General features: G+C 72.6%; 16 protein-coding genes. 5 read left to right on the top strand and 11 right to left on the bottom strand.

What is annotated here, in order from left to right; genetic code table 11:
• Window positions 1-26: 26 nt before the first annotated feature.
• From IG86_RS0120630 to IG86_RS0120620, 3 genes are all read right to left on the bottom strand, one after another.
• A complete protein-coding gene (locus tag IG86_RS0120630) occupies window positions 27-1,502 on the bottom strand; it encodes a hypothetical protein (RefSeq protein WP_030830037.1) in 1,476 nt (491 codons plus the stop codon).
• Between the two features lie 69 nt (window positions 1,503-1,571).
• The gene (locus IG86_RS0120625; protein ID WP_030830034.1) at window positions 1,572-3,116 is read right to left on the bottom strand and encodes an MFS transporter; all 1,545 of its coding nucleotides are present in this window, start codon (window positions 3,114-3,116) and stop codon (window positions 1,572-1,574) included.
• Entirely contained in the window at window positions 3,113-3,664 is a 552-nt protein-coding gene (locus IG86_RS0120620) for a TetR/AcrR family transcriptional regulator (protein ID WP_030830031.1), read from the bottom strand. The genes IG86_RS0120625 and IG86_RS0120620 overlap by 4 nt, the downstream gene beginning before the upstream one ends.
• Window positions 3,665-3,754: 90 nt before the next feature.
• On the opposite strand from IG86_RS0120620, the gene IG86_RS0120615 reads away from it, so the two are divergent.
• Complete coding sequence (locus IG86_RS0120615; protein WP_030898615.1) at window positions 3,755-4,264, top strand: HAD domain-containing protein; 510 nt, start codon at window positions 3,755-3,757, stop codon at window positions 4,262-4,264.
• Window positions 4,265-4,377: 113 nt separating this feature from the next.
• Complete coding sequence (locus IG86_RS0120610) at window positions 4,378-5,550, top strand: hypothetical protein (RefSeq protein ID WP_030830024.1); 1,173 nt, start codon at window positions 4,378-4,380, stop codon at window positions 5,548-5,550.
• A 143-nt stretch (window positions 5,551-5,693) separates the two neighbouring features.
• On the opposite strand, the gene argH is transcribed toward IG86_RS0120610, so the two are convergent.
• Window positions 5,694-7,124, bottom strand: a complete 1,431-nt coding sequence (argH, locus tag IG86_RS0120605) for an argininosuccinate lyase (protein WP_030830021.1) — start codon at window positions 7,122-7,124, stop codon at window positions 5,694-5,696.
• Window positions 7,125-7,222: 98 nt separating this feature from the next.
• Complete coding sequence (locus tag IG86_RS0120600; RefSeq protein WP_030830018.1) at window positions 7,223-8,416, bottom strand: argininosuccinate synthase; 1,194 nt, start codon at window positions 8,414-8,416, stop codon at window positions 7,223-7,225.
• 174 nt (window positions 8,417-8,590) lie between these two features.
• On the opposite strand from IG86_RS0120600, the gene IG86_RS38910 reads away from it, so the two are divergent.
• Genes IG86_RS38910 through IG86_RS0120585 form a run of 3 tightly spaced genes read left to right on the top strand, consistent with a single transcriptional unit; the run spans window position 8,591 to window position 11,378 of the window.
• The gene (locus IG86_RS38910; protein ID WP_051785303.1) at window positions 8,591-10,039 is read left to right on the top strand and encodes a hypothetical protein; all 1,449 of its coding nucleotides are present in this window, start codon (window positions 8,591-8,593) and stop codon (window positions 10,037-10,039) included.
• A 52-nt stretch (window positions 10,040-10,091) separates the two neighbouring features.
• Entirely contained in the window at window positions 10,092-10,673 is a 582-nt protein-coding gene (locus IG86_RS0120590; protein WP_030830012.1) for a pyridoxamine 5'-phosphate oxidase family protein, read from the top strand.
• A 6-nt stretch (window positions 10,674-10,679) separates the two neighbouring features.
• The gene (locus IG86_RS0120585) at window positions 10,680-11,378 is read left to right on the top strand and encodes a L,D-transpeptidase family protein (protein ID WP_030830009.1); all 699 of its coding nucleotides are present in this window, start codon (window positions 10,680-10,682) and stop codon (window positions 11,376-11,378) included.
• On the opposite strand, the gene IG86_RS0120580 is transcribed toward IG86_RS0120585, so the two are convergent.
• The 6 genes from IG86_RS0120580 to argC all read right to left on the bottom strand — a co-directional run bounded on the left by IG86_RS0120580 (window position 11,375) and on the right by argC (window position 17,233).
• Entirely contained in the window at window positions 11,375-12,289 is a 915-nt protein-coding gene (locus IG86_RS0120580) for a hypothetical protein (protein WP_030830005.1), read from the bottom strand. The two genes, IG86_RS0120585 and IG86_RS0120580, sit on opposite strands and share 4 nt — an antisense overlap.
• A gap of 74 nt (window positions 12,290-12,363) precedes the next feature.
• Entirely contained in the window at window positions 12,364-12,900 is a 537-nt protein-coding gene (locus IG86_RS0120575; protein WP_030027366.1) for an arginine repressor, read from the bottom strand.
• A gap of 7 nt (window positions 12,901-12,907) precedes the next feature.
• The gene (locus IG86_RS0120570) at window positions 12,908-14,113 is read right to left on the bottom strand and encodes an acetylornithine transaminase (protein ID WP_030830001.1); all 1,206 of its coding nucleotides are present in this window, start codon (window positions 14,111-14,113) and stop codon (window positions 12,908-12,910) included.
• On the bottom strand, window positions 14,110-15,042 hold the full coding sequence (argB, locus tag IG86_RS0120565; RefSeq protein ID WP_030656051.1) for an acetylglutamate kinase: 933 nt from the start codon (window positions 15,040-15,042) through the stop codon (window positions 14,110-14,112). The genes IG86_RS0120570 and argB overlap by 4 nt, the downstream gene beginning before the upstream one ends.
• Window positions 15,039-16,208: a bifunctional glutamate N-acetyltransferase/amino-acid acetyltransferase ArgJ gene (argJ, locus tag IG86_RS0120560; RefSeq protein WP_030829998.1), complete on the bottom strand. Its 1,170-nt coding sequence runs from the start codon at window positions 16,206-16,208 to the stop codon at window positions 15,039-15,041. The genes argB and argJ overlap by 4 nt, the downstream gene beginning before the upstream one ends.
• Window positions 16,205-17,233: an N-acetyl-gamma-glutamyl-phosphate reductase gene (gene argC / locus IG86_RS0120555; protein WP_030898609.1), complete on the bottom strand. Its 1,029-nt coding sequence runs from the start codon at window positions 17,231-17,233 to the stop codon at window positions 16,205-16,207. The genes argJ and argC overlap by 4 nt, the downstream gene beginning before the upstream one ends.
• Window positions 17,234-17,355 lie beyond the last annotated feature (122 nt).

The following is a 17,355-nucleotide window of genomic DNA, read 5'->3' as shown; positions in this document are numbered from 1 at the left end:
CGGTGTCCCGGGGGTCCCCACGGCTTTCACTGCCGTCTCAGTGACCGGCTGACGCCCGCCGCCGTCGTGGTGGCGAGGATCCAGCCGGTCACGATCAGCAGGTACGACAGCCACTGGTGCCAGCCGCTCGGCGCGAAGGCCTGTTCCTGGCCGAAACCGATGATCGGCAGCATCAGGTCGATGGTGTAGAAGACGGCATTGAAGTCCGGCGCCTCGCCCTGCTTGAGCGGGCGCGGGGGCTGGAGCGCGAACGCGATCGCCCCGGTGAGCAGCAGCGCCGTCAGCCAGCCCGCCGCGCGCAGCGGCCGGAAGCCGTAGCCGACGGTGGCGTCCTGGAGGAGCCCCCACGCGCGCGTGTGCCGGGGCAGGGTCCGGCGGTGCCTGCGCAGCTTGGCGAGCTGGACGGTCCGGGCGGCCGCCTCGTCGCCCGCGGTGCGGTAGGCCGCGGCCAGCTGTTCGTACGGGTACGGGAGGTATCCGGGCTCACCGGTCTCCAGCGCGGCCAGCCGCTCCTCGGCGGGCAGGTGGGGGCCCAGTGCGCGGTAGGTCAGGCCGTCGAGGCGCAGCGGGTCCCGCCAGGTCCCCGGCCGCATGTTCAACAGGTCGAACTGCGAGCGCCGCAGGTTCACGGTGCCGCGCACGTCGTCGCAGGCGGGCAGCCACATCTCGCCGACCGTGCAGCTGGAGGCGCGCAGGGCGACGCCGCCCGGGTTGTCGAGGACCGCGCGCGCGAGGTTGAGACGGCCGGGGATGCGCGATCCCGTGAGGTTGAGGCGGCCCTGGGCGCGGGCCCGCGCGGCCTGGAGGTTGGTTCCGACCGTGAGGGTCTCGGCCTGGAGGGCGGTGCCGTCCGGGGCGAGCAGGCGGGCGTCGTCGAGGTTGATCTGGCCGCCGACGACGGCGCCGTTGAGGCGGAGCTGGCCGTGGACGGTCAGGTCGTTGGCGATGATGTCGGTGCCGACCTCCGCGTGGTTGAGCTGGAGCGGCGGTTCGTCCGCCTCCTCGCCCGACGTGGGGCCGACCACCGCGCCCTGGAGGAAGAGGCCGCCGGATATCTTGGCGCCCTGGAGCCGGACGGGGCCGCTGATCCGGCAGCAGGAGAGCCGCAGGACGACGTCGACGCGCACGGTGGCGGCGGTGAGGCCGGGCAGGGTGGAGTAGCCGAGGACGAGGGCCTTGAGCTGGGCTCCGTACAGGAGCGGTTTGCGTTCGAACCAGCAGTCGCGCATCCGGATCGGGTGGTCGATCACCGCGTAGCGCAGGTCGAGCTTGCCGACGATCCTCGCGCCCTTGATCTTGAGCCCCGCGACCCGGCCCTCCACGGCGGGGGCGGCGCCCAGCAGGAGGGCCCGCAGCACCTCGGCCCGCAGGGTGCGGCCGGGGCCCCAGCCGGCCCCGTCGACGGAGCTGTCGTCGGGGTGCTCCCGGAAGTCGACGCCGTCGCCGCGCGGGAAGGCCTCCCATACGCGGCGCTCGGCCGGGGTCAGATCGTTGATCTCCATCGCCGGGATGGTGTCCCGGTGTTCCACGGACTGTCAACTCGGTCCGGTACACCGTCCCTTGGCGGTGGATCAGTGCTCGACGCCCTCCTGGAGGCGCTGGCCCCGGAGCAGGAACCAGGCGGCCACGGCGGTGGCCAGCAGCACGGCCGCGCCGACGCCGGAGGCGAAGCGCAGGCCGTCGACGAAGGCGTCCTGGGCGGCGCCGACCATGTGGGCGGCGGTGTCCGGGTCCAGCGTCTTGGCGGCCTCCACGGCTCCGCCGAGGGATTCGTGCGCGGCGTCGGCCACCGGACCGCTGACGGAGGCCGGGGCGGTGAAGCCCTGGTAGACGCCGGTGACGATGGAGCCGAGCAGGGCGATGCCGAGGGCGGCGCCGAGTTCGTACGCCGTCTCGGAGACGGCGGAGGCCGAACCGGCCTGCTCCTTGGGGACGCTGGAGAGGATCACGTCGGCGGTGACGGTGAAGGAGAAGCCGGCGCCGAGGCCGACGACGAGCAGGGCCGCGCCGAGCAGCGGATAGCCGCTCTCCTTGTGGATCACGGTCAGGACGGCGAGGGCCAGGCCGATGGCGGCGAGGCCGCCGGTGACGACGGAGCGCACCGAGTACCGGCGGGCGTACCGGCCCGCGACCAGGCCGGTGACCACCGCGCCGATGGCGGCGGGCAGTTCGGCCAGGCCCGCCTCCAGCGGGCCCCGGCCCTGGACGAGCTGGAGGAACTGGGAGAGGAAGAAGACCAGCCCGGAGAGGCCGAAGACGGTGAGCAGGTCGGCGAGGACCGCGCCGGAGAAGCCGCGGTGGCGGAAGAGCCGCATGTCGAGGAGCGGGGACGGCAGGGTGAACTGGCGGCGGACGAAGGCGTACAGCGCGCCCGCGCCGAGGATCCCGGCGACCGCGACCTCCCAGGTCATGCCGTGCGTGGCGGCTTCCTTGACGGCGTAGACCACACCGATCACGCCGACGAGGGAGAGGGCGACGCTGACGAGGTCCCAGGGGCCCGCGACCGGGTTCTTCGATTCGGGAAGCAGCTTGATCCCGACGAGGACCAGGGCGATCATCACGGGGAGGTTGATGAGGAAGACCGAGCCCCACCAGAAGTGCTGGAGCAGGGCTCCGCCGACGACCGGGCCGACGGCCGCGCCGGCCGAGGCGGTGGCGCCCCAGATGCCGATGGCGAGGCTGCGCTCCCGGGGGTCGGTGAAGATGTTGCGGATCAGCGCGAGGGTGGACGGCATCAGGGTGGCGCCGGCCACGCCGAGCAGGGCGCGGGCGACGATCATCATCTCGGGGCTGGTCGCGTAGGCGTTCAGGACCGAGACGGCGCCGAAGGCGGTGGCGCCGACGAGGAGCAGCTTCTTGCGGCCTATGCGGTCACCGAGGGAGCCCATGGAGACCAGGAGTCCGGCGATGACGAAGGAGTAGATGTCGCCGATCCACAGCAGCTGGGTGCCGGACGGCTTGAGGTCTTCGCTGAGGGAGGGTGTGGCGAGGCCGAGGACCGTGGCGTCCACCGCGACCAGCAGCACGGCCAGGACGAGCACGGAGAGCGCGAGCCAGCGGCCGCGGCTCTTCTCCTCCACCCCCGTCTGACGTATCAGCTGTTCGGTACGGCTCATTTCTCCACGCTCCGTCGGGCGCCACCGAGCAGCAGCTCGATGATCATGTACTGGAAGTCCTTGGCGGCGACCCGGCCGTCCATGACGGCCCATGCGCAGCTGCCGATGAGGCCGTAGAGGGCCTCGGTGAGCCATGCGGGGCTCAGGTCGATCCGGATGTCGCCCTCTTCCTGGCCGCGCCGGAACAGGGCGGTGACGCGGGCGTCGAGCCGGGCCCAGCCCTCGTTGACCTCGTCGCCCTCGAAGAGCTGGTTCTCGGTGACGAGGAAGGCCAGCAGTTCGGCGTTGGGCTCGGCCTCGGCCACGAGGCGTCTGAGCGCCTCCACCGCAGTGCCCTCGTCGAGGCGGGCGTTGTCGAACGCCACCTCGAACTCCCGGATGCCGAGGTCTTCCAGGGCGCGTACGAGGGCGTCGCGCCCGGCGAAGTGCCGGTGGAGGGTCGCGCGGCCGATTCCGGCGGCTCGGGCGACCTCGTCCATCGTGGCGGTCGATTTGCGGGAGAGCAGGGCGGCCGCGTCGCGGAGCACCTGGTCACGATCCATGGCCATGAGACAAGCGTACACCAATTGAGACACTGACGTCTCATTCTTGGGAAAAATGGGCTGCCCCCCGGGCGGCCGGAAGGGAATCATGCCGAGATGAAGCCGCTGCTGCTGATCGACGTCGACGGACCACTGAACCCCTACGCGGCCAAGGCGCAGCGCCGCCCCGAGGGGTACTCCACCCACCGGATGCGGCCGACGGGCTGGACGGAGAAGGAGAGCGCGAAGCCGCTGCGGGTCTGGCTGAACCACGGCCACGGCGCGGAGCTGCGCGCGCTCGCGGACGCGTACGAGCTGGTCTGGGCGACCACCTGGAAGGACGAGGCCAACGACTGGATAGGCCCGCACCTGGGCCTGCCCCGGCTCCCGTTCATCGACTGGCCGGTGATGCACGGCCGGGCGCCGCGCGGCACCTTCTGGAAGACCCAGTACGTCCTGGAGTACGCGGGCGAGCGCCCCTTCGCCTGGATCGACGACGACATCACGGCGATGGACCGCGAGTACGTCGACCAGCGCCATCCGGCGCGGACCCTGCTGATGCGCGTCGACGAGCGGATCGGGCTGGTCCGGGAGGACTTCGACGCCCTGGCGGACTGGGCCGCGTGAGGCGCAGCGGCGCGGGGCGGGGGCCGGGGGGCGCCTCGGTCCGATTTTTGATCATGCCCCGGCCGCGACTTAGCATGCACATGCCCCCCGCTCCGTATCGACGAAAGCGACCCATGCGCCTTCAGCGGATCCTCGCCGCGACCGCCACCCTCTGCTGCCTCGCCACACTCGCCGCGTGCAAGGACGGAGGGAAGCCGGACGCACCGGCCGCGTCGTCGTCCACGTCCGCGGCCGCCGCCACGGGCCCGCTCGCCGAGGCCCAGCAGTACCTGCGGCAGTTCGCCAACTGCGACGACCTGAGCGACCGGCCCGACGACCCCCGGGTGCCCGCGGCCGACTTCCCCAAGGCCGGGCAGTGGTCGGTGAAGGAGCTGGGCGTCTGCAGCGACAAGGTCCGCCAGGGCGAGATCGTCATCGCAGTTCCCACGGACATGAAGCAGTTCCAGGAGGGCTACAAGAAGTACGTCCTGGACAGGATCGACGGCGGTGACGGCGCGTACGGGCTGGAGAGCCGGGTCCTGATCGGCAAGGGCTTCGTCGCGTTCCCGACCAGCACCAAGACGGCGCTCGCGCTGGTCCGCTCCGACCTGCGGGTCCTGACCTGCAACCCGGGCGCTCCCGTCCCCAAGGGCTACAAGCGGGAGAAGCCGCTGGTCGAACACTGCAACCTCAGCGACTTCGTCGGCTCCGAGGACGGATCGGGCAGCCCGAACCTGGAGACCCCGCAGGATCCGGCGGGCGAGGGCGAGAAGCCGGGTCAGCCGAAGACGGGCAGCCTGGGGCTCCCCCGCGCCGGCAGCATGGCGGAGCTGCGGAAGCTGGTGGGCAGCAGCCTCGACTGCGAGAAGCACTTCTCGACCGACCCCGACGCCGTCGCGATCGAGTCGATCGACTACGCGCCGGTGGTGACGGGCGGCGACCTGGAGTGGGGCCTGACGGGACGGGCCCTGTGCGGGCAGCCCGCCGGAGCGCAGCGCGCCCGCGACCTGAGCTGGCTCGACACCGTCGGGAACATGAAACTGCTCCAGACCAGGGCCAAGGCCGCCCAGCTGGCGGACTACAAGGACGACGGCAAGCTCAAGGAGACCGCGAGCCGGTTGCTCGTCGGGGAGAACATCGCCGTCGAGACCAACAGCCCCTCGTCCCGCCACGGCCTCTACCAGCTGCAGTTCCTGTACCTGAACTGCGTTCCCGGCTTCTCCGCCCCGTCCGGCTACCGGCTGGAGAAGTCCCAGGTCGAGGGCTGCGTCCTGACCAACTACGAGCCGGACCACCCGCTCGGCTGAGCGGGAGGCCGACGCGCCGGAGGGGCGGCGGGAGCGATGGGCTCCCGCCGCCCCTCCGGGCATTCCGCCGCGTGCGGACGTACAGGCCCGGACCCGGGTCGTCGGGCGTGCGGGCCGCAGGGCGGCGGAGGCAGTGGGGGCGTCTACTGCTTGTGGACGGCCCAGGCGTGCTGGATGACCAGGTCGGCCTTCAGCTCGGTGAGCTGGACCGCGACCGCCGACGGGGCGGTGCCGCCGCGGCCGTTGCGGGAGGCGAGGGCGCCCTTGACGTTGAGGACGGTGCGGACCTCGGGGGTCAGGTGCTCGGAGATCTTCGCGAACTGCTCGTCCGTGAGCTCGTCCAGCTCGATGCCGAGGCCCTCGCACTCCTTGACGCACTCGCCGGCCACTTCGTGCGCCACCCGGAAGGGGACGCCCTGCTTGACCAGCCACTCCGCGATGTCGGTGGCGAGCGAGAAGCCCGCCGGGGCCAGCTCCTCCATCCGCTCCCGGTTGACGGTGAGCGTGGCCATCATGCCGGTGAAGGCCGGCAGCAGGACCTCAAGGGTGTCGCAGGAGTCGAAGACGGGCTCCTTGTCCTCCTGGAGGTCCCGGTTGTAGGCCAGGGGCAGCGCCTTGAGGGTCGCCAGCAGGCCCGTGAGGTTGCCGATGAGACGCCCGGACTTGCCGCGCGCCAGCTCCGCGATGTCCGGGTTCTTCTTCTGCGGCATGATCGACGAGCCGGTGGAGAAGGCGTCGTGCAGCGTCACGAAGGAGAACTCCTTCGTGTTCCAGATGATGATCTCCTCCGCGATCCGGGACAGGTTGATCCCGATCATCGCGGTGACGAAGGCGAACTCGGCGACGAAGTCCCGCGAGGCCGTGCCGTCGATCGAGTTGCCGACGGAGCCCCGCTCGAAGCCCAGCTCCGCGGCGACCGCCTCCGGGTCCAGGCCCAGTGAGGAACCGGCCAGCGCGCCGGAGCCGTACGGCGATACCGCGGTCCGCGTGTCCCACTGGCGCAGCCGCTCCGCGTCCCGGGACAGGGCCTGTACGTGGGCCAGCACGTGGTGGGCGAAGAGCACCGGCTGCGCGTGCTGGAGGTGGGTGCGGCCCGGCATCGCCACGTCGGAGTGGCTCTCCGCGAGGCCGACCAGCGCGTCCTGCAGGTCGGCGATCAGGCCGCCGATGATCCGGGCGTGGTCGCGCAGGTACATCCGGAAGAGGGTGGCCACCTGGTCGTTGCGGGACCGGCCGGCCCGCAGCTTGCCGCCGAGGTCGGCGCCGAGGCGCTCCAGCAGGCCGCGCTCCAGGGCGGTGTGCACGTCCTCGTCGGCGATGGTGCCGGTGAAGGAGCCGTCGGCGACGTCGGCCTCCAGCCGGTCCAGGCCGGCGATCATGCGTTCGAGCTCGTCGGCCGTGAGCAGGCCCGCCGTGTGCAGCACGCGGGCGTGGGCGCGCGAGCCGGCGATGTCGTACGGCGCGAGGCGCCAGTCGAAGTGGACCGACGCGGACAGCTTCGCGAGGGCCTCGGCGGGACCGTCGGCGAACCGGCCGCCCCAGAGCCGGACGTCACCAGCGTTGTTGCTGCTCACAGCTACTGCTCCTCAAGACTGCATGTGTGGATGGAGAACGGCCTCCCCGCCGCGGAGGTAACGGGGAGGCCGTCTGCGGGCCGGCCGGGACGGCGGGGTCAGGCCAGGTCGCGCTTGGCCGCGATCTTCGACGACAGGGCGAAGATGTCGATGAAGCCCTGGGCCTTGGACTGGTCGAAGGTGTCGCCGGTGTCGTAGGTCGCGAGGTCGAAGTCGTACAGCGACTCCTCGGACCGACGGCCGGTGACGACGGCGCGGCCGCCGTGCAGGGTCATCCGGATGTCACCGGTGACGTGCCGGTTGGCCTCGTCGATGAAGCCGTCCAGCGCCCGCTTGAGCGGGGAGAACCACAGGCCGTCGTAGACCAGCTCGCCCCAGCGCTGCTCGACCTGGCGCTTGTAGCGGGCGAGTTCGCGCTCGACGGTGACGCTCTCCAGTTCGGAGTGGGCGGTGATCAGCGCGATCGCGCCGGGAGCCTCGTAGACCTCGCGGGACTTGATGCCGACGAGGCGGTCCTCGACCATGTCGATCCGGCCGACGCCCTGGGCTCCGGCGCGCTGGTTGAGCTGCTGGATGGCCTGCAGGACGGTGACGGGCCGGCCGTCGACGGCGACGGGCACGCCCTCCTTGAAGGAGATGACGACCTCATCGGCCTCGCGCGGGACGGCCGGGTTCGAGGTGTACTCGTAGATGTCCTCTACGGGTCCGTTCCAGATGTCCTCCAGGAAGCCCGTCTCGACGGCGCGACCGAAGACGTTCTGGTCGATGGAGTACGGGGACTTCCTGGTGGTCGCGATCGGCAGGTTCGCCTTCTCGGCGAAGGCGATGGCCCGGTCCCGGGTCATCGCGTAGTCGCGGACCGGGGCGATGCACTTCAGGTCCGGGCCGAGGGCCTGGATGCCGGCCTCGAAGCGCACCTGGTCGTTGCCCTTGCCGGTGCAGCCGTGGGCGACGGTGCCGGCGCCGTGCTTGCGGGCGGCGGCCACCAGGTGCTTGACGATGACCGGCCGGGAGAGGGCCGAGACCAGCGGGTACCGGTCCATGTACAGGGCGTTCGCCTTGACCGCCGGGAGGCAGTACTCGTCGGCGAACTCGTTCCCCGCCTCGGCGACCTCGGCCTCGACGGCACCGCAGGCGAGCGCGCGCTTGCGGATGACCTCCAGGTCCTCGCCGCCCTGTCCGACGTCGACGGCGACGGCGATGACCTCGGCGCCCGTTTCCTCGGCGATCCAGCCGATGGCGACGGAGGTGTCCAGGCCGCCCGAGTAGGCGAGTACGACGCGCTCGGTCACGGGACTCCTCCTCTGCGGTGCGTTCAACGACAGGCATAACTATGCACTGCTCCGTATGTTTCGTCAATCGAGGGTGCGCGGCGGGCGCGTGACCAGGGCGGATATTCCGAGCCCGGAATCATGGCCGCCGCTTAGGATCGGGGCTCGGAACGCCTTCGGGAGGGGTGGCGACAGATGGACCGCATGGGGACGGGCACCGATGCCGCGACGGGGCGCGCCCTGGCGGAGGAGCTGCTGGACGGGTGCGCTGCCGCGGTGCCGGCGCCCGGGTCGGGGCCGGACGTCTGGCTCGCCTTCGCCGAGCAGGTCCGCAGCCGGGCCCACGGCGGGCGGCGGCCGCCCGTGCCGGCACCCCCGGCGCTACGGCTGTGCCACCCGCGGGGCTGGGTCCGCGAGGCGGCCCTCGCCGAGCCGGACGCCCCCGGGGAGCTGGTCGCCGTCCTGACCACCGACTCGGCGGCGCCCGTACGGGACCGGGCCCGCGCCCGGCTGGAGCACCTCCTCGTCGCCCGCCCGGAGGCAACCCTGCGGGCGCTGACCCCGCTCGCGCTGCGGCTGGGGCGGCGGGCGCGGGGCGGATGGATCCTGGAACGGTTCGAGGAGGCGCTGCGCCGGCAGGCCGCGGCCGCCCCGCCCTGGTGGCACCTGCCCGGGCCGTCGGCGCCGTCGCACGGCGGGACCGGCGCGGCCGCCGTCCTCGCCGAACTGCTGGACCGCCCCGACCGGCAGGCCCGGCAGTTCGCCGTCCGGCTCGCCCTCACCGGGCCCGGGCGGGCCGACGCCCTGGAGTGCGCCCGTCGGGCCGCCGCCGAGTCCGACCCGGCCGCGGCCGGGCTCTGGACCGACGCCGCCCTGGCCGCGGCCGACGACACGGTGATCGACGTGCTGGCCGGCGCCCGGACACCCGCCGTGCGCGCCGCCGGGGTCACCGCGCTGCGCCGGGCCGGCCGGGCCGCCGAGGGCGTCTCGCACCTCGCCGACCGCTCCGCTCTCGTCCGCTCCTGCGCCCGCTGGCTGGTCGGCCAGGACGGCGGCGACCCCCACGAGCACTACCGCTGGCTGGTCCGCGATCCCGCCGGGCCGTCCCCGTACGCGGTGGCCGGACTCGCCGAGTGCGGCCGCGGCGAGGACACCGGCCTGCTGCGAGGGCTCGTGGCGCACCCCGCAGGGCCGGTCCGGGCGGCCGCGCTGGCCGGGCTGCGGCGCCGGGACGCCGTCGTGGCGGACTCCGTCCTGCTCGCGCTGCTGGACGACCCGACGCCTTCGGTGGCCCGCGAGGCGAGCCTGGGCCTGCTGCCCGCGGCCGGGCGCCTGGACCCGGCGCACCTCGCCGGACGGCTGGACCCGCGCGGCCCGCTGCACGTCCGGCGCGCCGCCTTCCGCCTGCTGCGCGCCCGGGGCGGGATCCACGCGCTGCGGGCCGCCGTCGCGCTCATCGACGACTGGCACCCGAGGACGCGCGAGACGGCGCGGACCGCGGTGCGGGCCTGCCAGTGGCATCCGGCGCAGTTCGACGGGGAGGCGGACAGGACGGAGCTGGCGGCCCTGCTCAAGCGGACCGCGAAGCTCTTCGGCGACTACGAACTGGGGCTGCGGCGCAGCAGACTGGGGCTCAGGACGTGAAATCCCCCGGCCCGTTCCGCAGGTGCGGGCAGTGCGGGCCGATAATCGGCTCATGGGAAAGCTCTACGAACGCATAGACGGCAGGCTCCGCACGTTCATCGAGGAGCAGCCTGTCTTCTTCACCGCGACCGCCCCGCTCTCGGGTGACGGCCACGTCAACCTGTCCCCCAAGGGCCGCGCCGGCACCCTCGTCGTCATCGACGAACAGCGGCTCGCCTACCTCGACTTCGGCGGCAGCGGCGCCGAGACCATCGCCCACGTGCGCGAGAACGGCCGGATCACCCTCATGTGGTGCGCCTTCAGCGGGCCGCCGAACATCGTGCGCATCCACGGCGAGGGCGAGGCGGTCTTCCGCGACGACCCGCGCTGGCCCGAGCTGATCGCCCTGTTCGGCGAGGCCGACGGACCCGGCGCGCGGGCGGTCATCCTGGTGCGCGCCCGCCGGATCGCCGATGTGTGCGGCTACGCCGTCCCCTTCATGGAGTACCAGGGCGAGCGCACCCTCCATGCGGACTACCTGGCCCGCAAGACCGACGAGGAGTTCGCCGAGTACTGCGAGAAGAAGGACCACATCGCGACGAGCCTCGACGGCCTGCCTGCACTGCCCCTGCCCCTTCCTGCACGTACCGTCTGACATGTGCTGCGTACCGCTCTCGTCACCGGCTCACTGATCGTCACCGCGCTGCTCCCGCACGGGGCCGCGCCCCCGACCGGGCCCCTGCCCACCCGTCTCGCCGACACCGGCGGCGGCAGTCAGCTGATCACCGCCGTCGCGCCCGCGCCCGGATCCACGACCGGCCGGGTGACCTGGTGGGACCGGTGGGCGGGGCGCTGGTACGAGGTCGGGAGCGCGCCCGCCCGCTTCGGGGCGGGCGGCCTCACCGAGGGCGCGACCCGTGTCCAGGGCACCAACACCACCCCGACGGGGCTGTACGAGCTGCCGTACGCCTTCGGGATCCGGCGGGCGCCCGCCGGGACGGAGTACGTCTACCGGCGGGTGAACGCGGACTCCTGGTGGTGCCAGGACAACGCGTCGGCCGCCTACAACCGCTGGGTGGAGCCGCTGCCCGCGGACTGCGCGCCGGGCGAGGCCGAGCACCTGGTCACCTACGAGAAGCAGTACGCGCACGCGCTGCTGATCGCCTTCAACTACGACCGGCCGGTGCGCGGCCGGGGCGCCGGGATCTTCCTGCACGTCAACGGCAAGGGCGCGACGGCGGGTTGCGTGTCGGTGGCCGAGCGGGACATGCGGGCGATCCTGCGCTGGGCGGACCCGGACCGGCGCCCGCACATCGCGATCGGCACACAGGACGGACCGCTCGCCGTCACGCGGTACTAGGGCGTGTCCCCCGGCCTCCTCTCGGACGCGACCTCGTCCTCGTCGGAGGCCCGGTACTCGTAGGCGTCCTCCCACCAGACCTTGTCGTCCAGCCACTCGTCGTCCTCGTCGTCCTCCTCCTCTGACTCCTCGTGGACGACGGTGTCGACGCCGCGCCAGGTGTGGCGGTCGCCGATGCTGCCCAGCACCAGCGTGCGCTGCTCCTCGTCCAGCGCCGCGAAGGCCGGGTGCGGCTGGGAGCGCACCAGGTCGCCCAGCGGGTCGCCGCACTCGGTGCGCTCCCGGACCACCCGGCCGGCCTTCTCGGCCAGCAGCAGCGCCGACAGGCCGAGACCGGCCACCACGGCGCAGGCCCATTCCCGCAGGCCTTGCGGGCGGCCGGTCACCAGCAGCGCGCTCGCGAGGAGCCAGAAGAGCATCACCAGGGCGATGCCCACACAACCGCAGCAGGCCAGGAACGGGTTCCGCTCGCCGCCGGGCATCCGCGGGAGCGGGGGCAGCAGGGTCTTCCGTTCGCTGCGGTAGGCGCCCAGGCGCTGGTGGTAGTCGTCGTCGCACCAGTCGATCCAGCCGATCGACACGGGCTCGGGATCGTGCCGGCGTACGGCCTCCAGCAGGGCGGCGGGCAGCGGGTGGGCGGGGGCCCGGGCCGGGTCGCGGCCCTGCTCGGTCAGGAACGCGGCGCCTTCGTCGTCGATCCGGAGGTACCCGGCGAGGACGAGTTCGGCGGCGGCGGCCTCGGTCGCCTCGTTGCGCAACAGGGCGGCGTGGTACGGCTCCAGCTCGACGGCGGCGACGAGCCGGAGCGTCCGGCTGCGGACCCGCGCGCGGCGCCACCACAGCAGGGCGACGGGCCCGTAGACGGCGGCGGTCACGGCGGACACCAGTATGGCGAGGGCGAGTTGGCGCACGCCCCGAGGCTATGTCGGCGAACACCGCTGCGGCACCGGGATTTACGGCGCCCCGGACTCCCCCGCTGCCCTGCTCAGCCCTCCTTCTGCGCCAGTCGCAGGAGGTGGTCGGCGAGGGCCTGGCCGCCCGCCGGGTCCCGGCTGATCAGCATCAGGGTGTCGTCGCCGGCGATCGTGCCGAGGATCTCGCGGAGCTCGGCCTGGTCGATGGCCGAGGCGAGGAACTGCGCCGCGCCCGGCGGGGTGCGCAGGACCACGAGGTTCGCGGAGGCCTCCGCCGAGATCAGCAGCTCCCCGGAGAGGCGCCGCATGCGCTCCTCCTTCGCGGACTCGCCGAGCGGGGCCTGCGGGGTGCGGAAGCCGCCCTCGCTGGGCACCGCGTAGATCAGCTCGCCGCCGGTGTTGCGGATCTTCACCGCGCCCAGCTCGTCGAGGTCGCGGGAGAGCGTCGCCTGGGTGACGCTCAGCCCGTCGTCGGCGAGCAGCTTGGCCAGCTGGCTCTGGGAGCGGACCGGCTGCCGGTTGAGGATGTCCACGATCCGGCGGTGACGCGCGGTGCGGGTCTGCGGGACGGCCTGCCCGCCGTGCTCGTTGTCCTGCGCCTGGCTCATCGTCGTCTCATTCTCCGGATCCGTCCCCGTGGGCTGCGTCGAGGATGCCGGGCAGAGCCCGGACGAACGCGTCAGCCTCGTCCTCGGTGAGTACGTACGGGGGCATGAGCCGTACGACGTCGGGGGCGGGCGCGTTGACCAGGAAGCCGGCGTCCTGGGCCGCTTGCTGCACCTTGGGCGCGAGCGGCTCGGTCAGCACGATACCCAGGAGCAGGCCGGCACCCCTGACGTGGGATACCAGTGGGTGTCCCGCGGACTCGATCCCCGAGCGCAGCCGCTCGCCCCGCGCCTTGACCCGGTCGAGCAGGTCGTCGGCGGCGATGGTGTCGATGACGGCGAGGCCGGCGGCGCACGCGACCGGGTTCCCGCCGAAGGTGGTGCCGTGCTGGCCGGGCCGGAGGAGGTCGGCGGTGGGACCGAAGGCGACGACGGCCCCGATCGGGAGGCCGCCGCCGAGCCCCTTGGCCAGCGTGACGATGTCGGGCTCGACGCCTTCGTGGGCCTGGTGCTCGAACCACTGGCCGCAGCGGCCGATGCCGGTCTGGACCTCGTCGAGGACCAGCAGGGTGCCGGTGGCCCGGGTGATCTCGCGGGCGGCCGTCAGGTATCCGGCGGGGGGCACGACCACGCCGTTCTCGCCCTGGATCGGCTCGATGACGACGAGCGCGGTCTCCTCGGTGACGGCGGCCCGCAGGGCCTCGACGTCGCCGTACGGGACGTGCGTGACGTCGCCGGGCAGCGGCAGGAAGGGCTCCTGCTTCTTCGGCTGGCCGGTGAGCGCGAGGGCGCCCATGGTCCGGCCGTGGAAGCCGCCGTCGGTGGCGACCATGTGGGTCCGCCCGGTCAGCCGGCCGATCTTGAAGGCGGCTTCGATGCTCTCGGCGCCGGAGTTGCAGAAGAAGACCTTGCCGGGGCGGCCGAAGAGCTGGAGCAGCCGCTCGCCGAGCGCGATGACCGGCTCGGAGGCGAAGAGGTTGGAGACGTGGCCGAGGGTGGAGATCTGCTCGGTCACGGCCGTCACGATCGCCGGGTGGGCGTGGCCGAGGGCGTTGACGGCGATACCGCCGACGAAGTCCGTGTACTGCTTGCCGTCGGCGTCCCAGACCTGGGCGCCCTGGCCGCGTACGAGGGCGAGGGCGGGCGTGCCGTAGTTGTCGGCCAGCGCGCCCTGCCAGCGTGCGCCGTACTCCTGGTTGCCGGTGCCCTTCGTCATGCTGCTCCCCCTGACTGTCGGTCGGGCACGACCATCGTGCCGATGCCGGAGTCCGTGAAGATCTCCAGCAGGATCGAGTGCGGGACCCGCCCGTCGAGGACGCGGGCGGTGCCGACGCCGCTGCGTACCGCGTGCAGGCAGCCCTCCATCTTGGGCACCATGCCGCTGGACAGCTCGGGCAGCAGCTTCTCCAGCTCGCTGACGGTGAGCCGGCTGATGACCTCGTCGCTGTGCGGCCAGTCGGCGTAGAGGCCCTCTACGTCGGTGAGGACCATCAGCGTCTCGGCGCCGAGGGAGGCCGCGAGCGCCGCGGCCGCCGTGTCGGCGTTGACGTTGTAGACGTGGTGGTCGTCGGCGCTGCGGGCGATGGAGGAGATGACCGGGATCCGGCCGTCGGCCAGCAGTGCCTCGATGGCGCCGGTGTCGATGGCGGTGATCTCGCCGACCCGGCCGATGTCGATGACCTCGCCGTCGATCTCGGGGCTGTGCTTGGTCGCGGTGATGGTGCGGGCGTCCTCGCCGGTCATGCCGACGGCGAGCGGCCCGTGCTGGTTGAGCAGCCCGACCAGCTCGCGCTGGACCTGGCCCGCCAGGACCATCCGTACGACGTCCATGGCCTCCGGGGTCGTCACGCGCAGGCCGGCCTTGAACTCGCTGACCAGGCCCTGCTTGTCGAGCTGGGCGTTGATCTGCGGGCCGCCGCCGTGCACGACGACCGGCTTGAGGCCGGCCTGGTGCAGGAAGACGACGTCCTGGGCGAAGGCGGCCTTGAGGTCCTCGTCGATCATGGCGTTGCCGCCGAACTTGATGACGACGACCTTGCCGTTGTGGCGCCGGAGCCAGGGCAGTGCCTCGATGAGGATCTGCGCCTTGGGCAGGGCGGTGTGCTTGCGGGCGGTGCCGGGCTGGCCGGCCTTCTCGTCGCTCATGAGGAGTACGCGCTGTTCTCGTGGACGTAGTCGGCGGTCAGGTCGTTGGCCCAGATGACGGCGGACTCGTCGCCGGTGGAGAGGTCCGCGGTGATGCGGACCTCGCGGTCCTTCATCGAGACCAGGTCGCGGTCCTCGCCGACCGAGCCGTTCTTGCAGACCCACACGCCGTTGATGGCGACGTTGAGCCGGTCCGGGTCGAAGGCGGCCTTGGTGGTGCCGATCGCGGACAGCACCCGGCCCCAGTTGGGGTCCTCGCCGTGGATGGCGCACTTGAGCAGGTTGTTGCGGGCGATGGAGCGGCCGACCTCGACCGCGTCGTCCTCGCTGGCCGCGCCGATGACCTCGATGCGGATGTCCTTGCTGGCGCCCTCGGCGTCGCCGATCAGCTGGCGGGCCAGGTCGTCGCAGACCTTGCGGACGGCCTCGGCGAAGTCCGCGTGGGCGGGCGTACGGCCGGACGCCCCGGAGGCCAGCAGGAGCACCGTGTCGTTGGTGGACATGCAGCCGTCGGAGTCGACCCGGTCGAAGGTGGTGCGGGTGGCGGAGCGCAGCGCCCTGTCGAGGGCGGGGCCGTCCACGTCCGCGTCGGTGGTGAGCACGACGAGCATGGTGGCCAGGCCCGGGGCGAGCATGCCGGCGCCCTTGGCCATGCCGCCGACGGTCCAGCCGTCCTGGGACACGGTGGCCGTCTTGTGCACGGTGTCGGTGGTCTTGATGGCGACGGCGGCGGCCTCGCCGCCGTCCTCGGACAGGGCGGCGGCGGCGGTCTCGATGCCGGGGAGCAGCTTGTCCATGGGGAGCAGGACGCCGATCAGGCCGGTGGAGGCGACCGCGACCTCGCCGGCGTTGTGCTCGCCGAGTCCGTGTTCGTTGAGGACGGCGGCGACCTTCTCCGCGGTGGCGTGGGTGTCCTGGAAGCCCTTGGGGCCGGTGCAGGCGTTGGCCCCGCCGGAGTTGAGGACCACGGCGCTGACGGTGCCGCCGCGCAGGACCTGTTCGGACCAGTGGACGGGAGCGGCCTTGACGCGGTTGGAGGTGAAGACGCCCGCGGCGGCGAGGCGCGGCCCGTTGTTGACCACGAGGGCCAGGTCCGGGTTGCCGTTGGCCTTGATCCCGGCGGCGATGCCCGCCGCCGTGAATCCCTGTGCTGCCGTGACGCTCACGGTGCGACTCCGATCGTCGAAAGACCCAGGCCCTCGTGGAGCCCCAGGGCGATGTTCATGCTCTGCACCGCGCCGCCGGCGGTGCCCTTGGTGAGGTTGTCGATGGCGCTGACGGCGATGATCCGCCGGGCGGACTCGTCGTAGGCGACCTGGACGTGGACGGCGTTGGAGCCGTGGACGGACTTGGTGGACGGCATCCGGCCCTCGGGCAGCAGCTGCACGAAGGGCTCGTCGGCGTACGCCTTCTCGTAAGCGGCGCGCAGCGACTGCGCGGTCGTGCCGGGCAGGGCCTTGGCCGAGCAGGTGGCGAGGATGCCGCGGGCCATGGGCACGAGGGTCGGCGTGAAGGAGACGCAGACCCGCTCGCCCGCGAGCGGGCTGAGGTTCTGCACCATCTCGGGCGTGTGCCGGTGGCCGCCGCCGACGCCGTACGGGGTCACGGACCCCATGACCTCGGCGCCGAGCAGGTGCGGCTTGAGCGCCTTGCCCGCGCCAGAGGTGCCGGTGGCGGCGACGATCACGGCCTCGGGCTCGGCGAGCCGCGCCTGGTAGGCGGGGTAGAGCGCCAGGGAGACGGCGGTGGGGAAGCAGCCGGGGACGGCGATCCGCTTGGCGCCTTCCAGTCCGGCGCGGCCGCCGGGGAGTTCGGGGAGTCCGTAGGGCCAGGTCCCGGCGTGCGGGGCGCCGTAGAACGCGTCCCAGTCGGCGGGGTCCTTGAGGCGGTGGTCGGCGCCCATGTCGACGACGAGGACGTCGCCGCCGAGCTGGGCGGCGACGGCGGCGGACTGGCCGTGCGGAAGGGCGAGGAAGACGACGTCGTGGCCGGCGAGCACCTCGGGGGTGGTCGCCTCCAGGGTGCGGCCCGCCAGCGGCACGAGGTGCGGTTGCAGGGAGCCCAGGAGCTGTCCGGCGTTGGAGTTGCCGGTGAGCGCACCGATCTCCACCTCGGGGTGCGAGAGCAGCAGGCGCAGGACTTCTCCGCCCGCGTACCCGCTCGCTCCGGCCACCGCTACACGTACCACCATCGGACCCTCCTCATTGATGGCATGACTATACGTACGTCCGCACGTTTATGCAATGTTGTGGATCTCGGCGGGAGGGCCTGACCGAGGGAACGGGCGCGTCACGCTCCCCCTGAAAGATGTCT

The sequence above is a fragment of the Streptomyces virginiae genome (assembly GCF_000720455.1).
Lineage (GTDB): Bacteria > Actinomycetota > Actinomycetes > Streptomycetales > Streptomycetaceae > Streptomyces > Streptomyces virginiae.
Note: the sequence above shows the minus strand (reverse complement) of the source record. Positions and strands in the feature narration are given on the sequence as shown.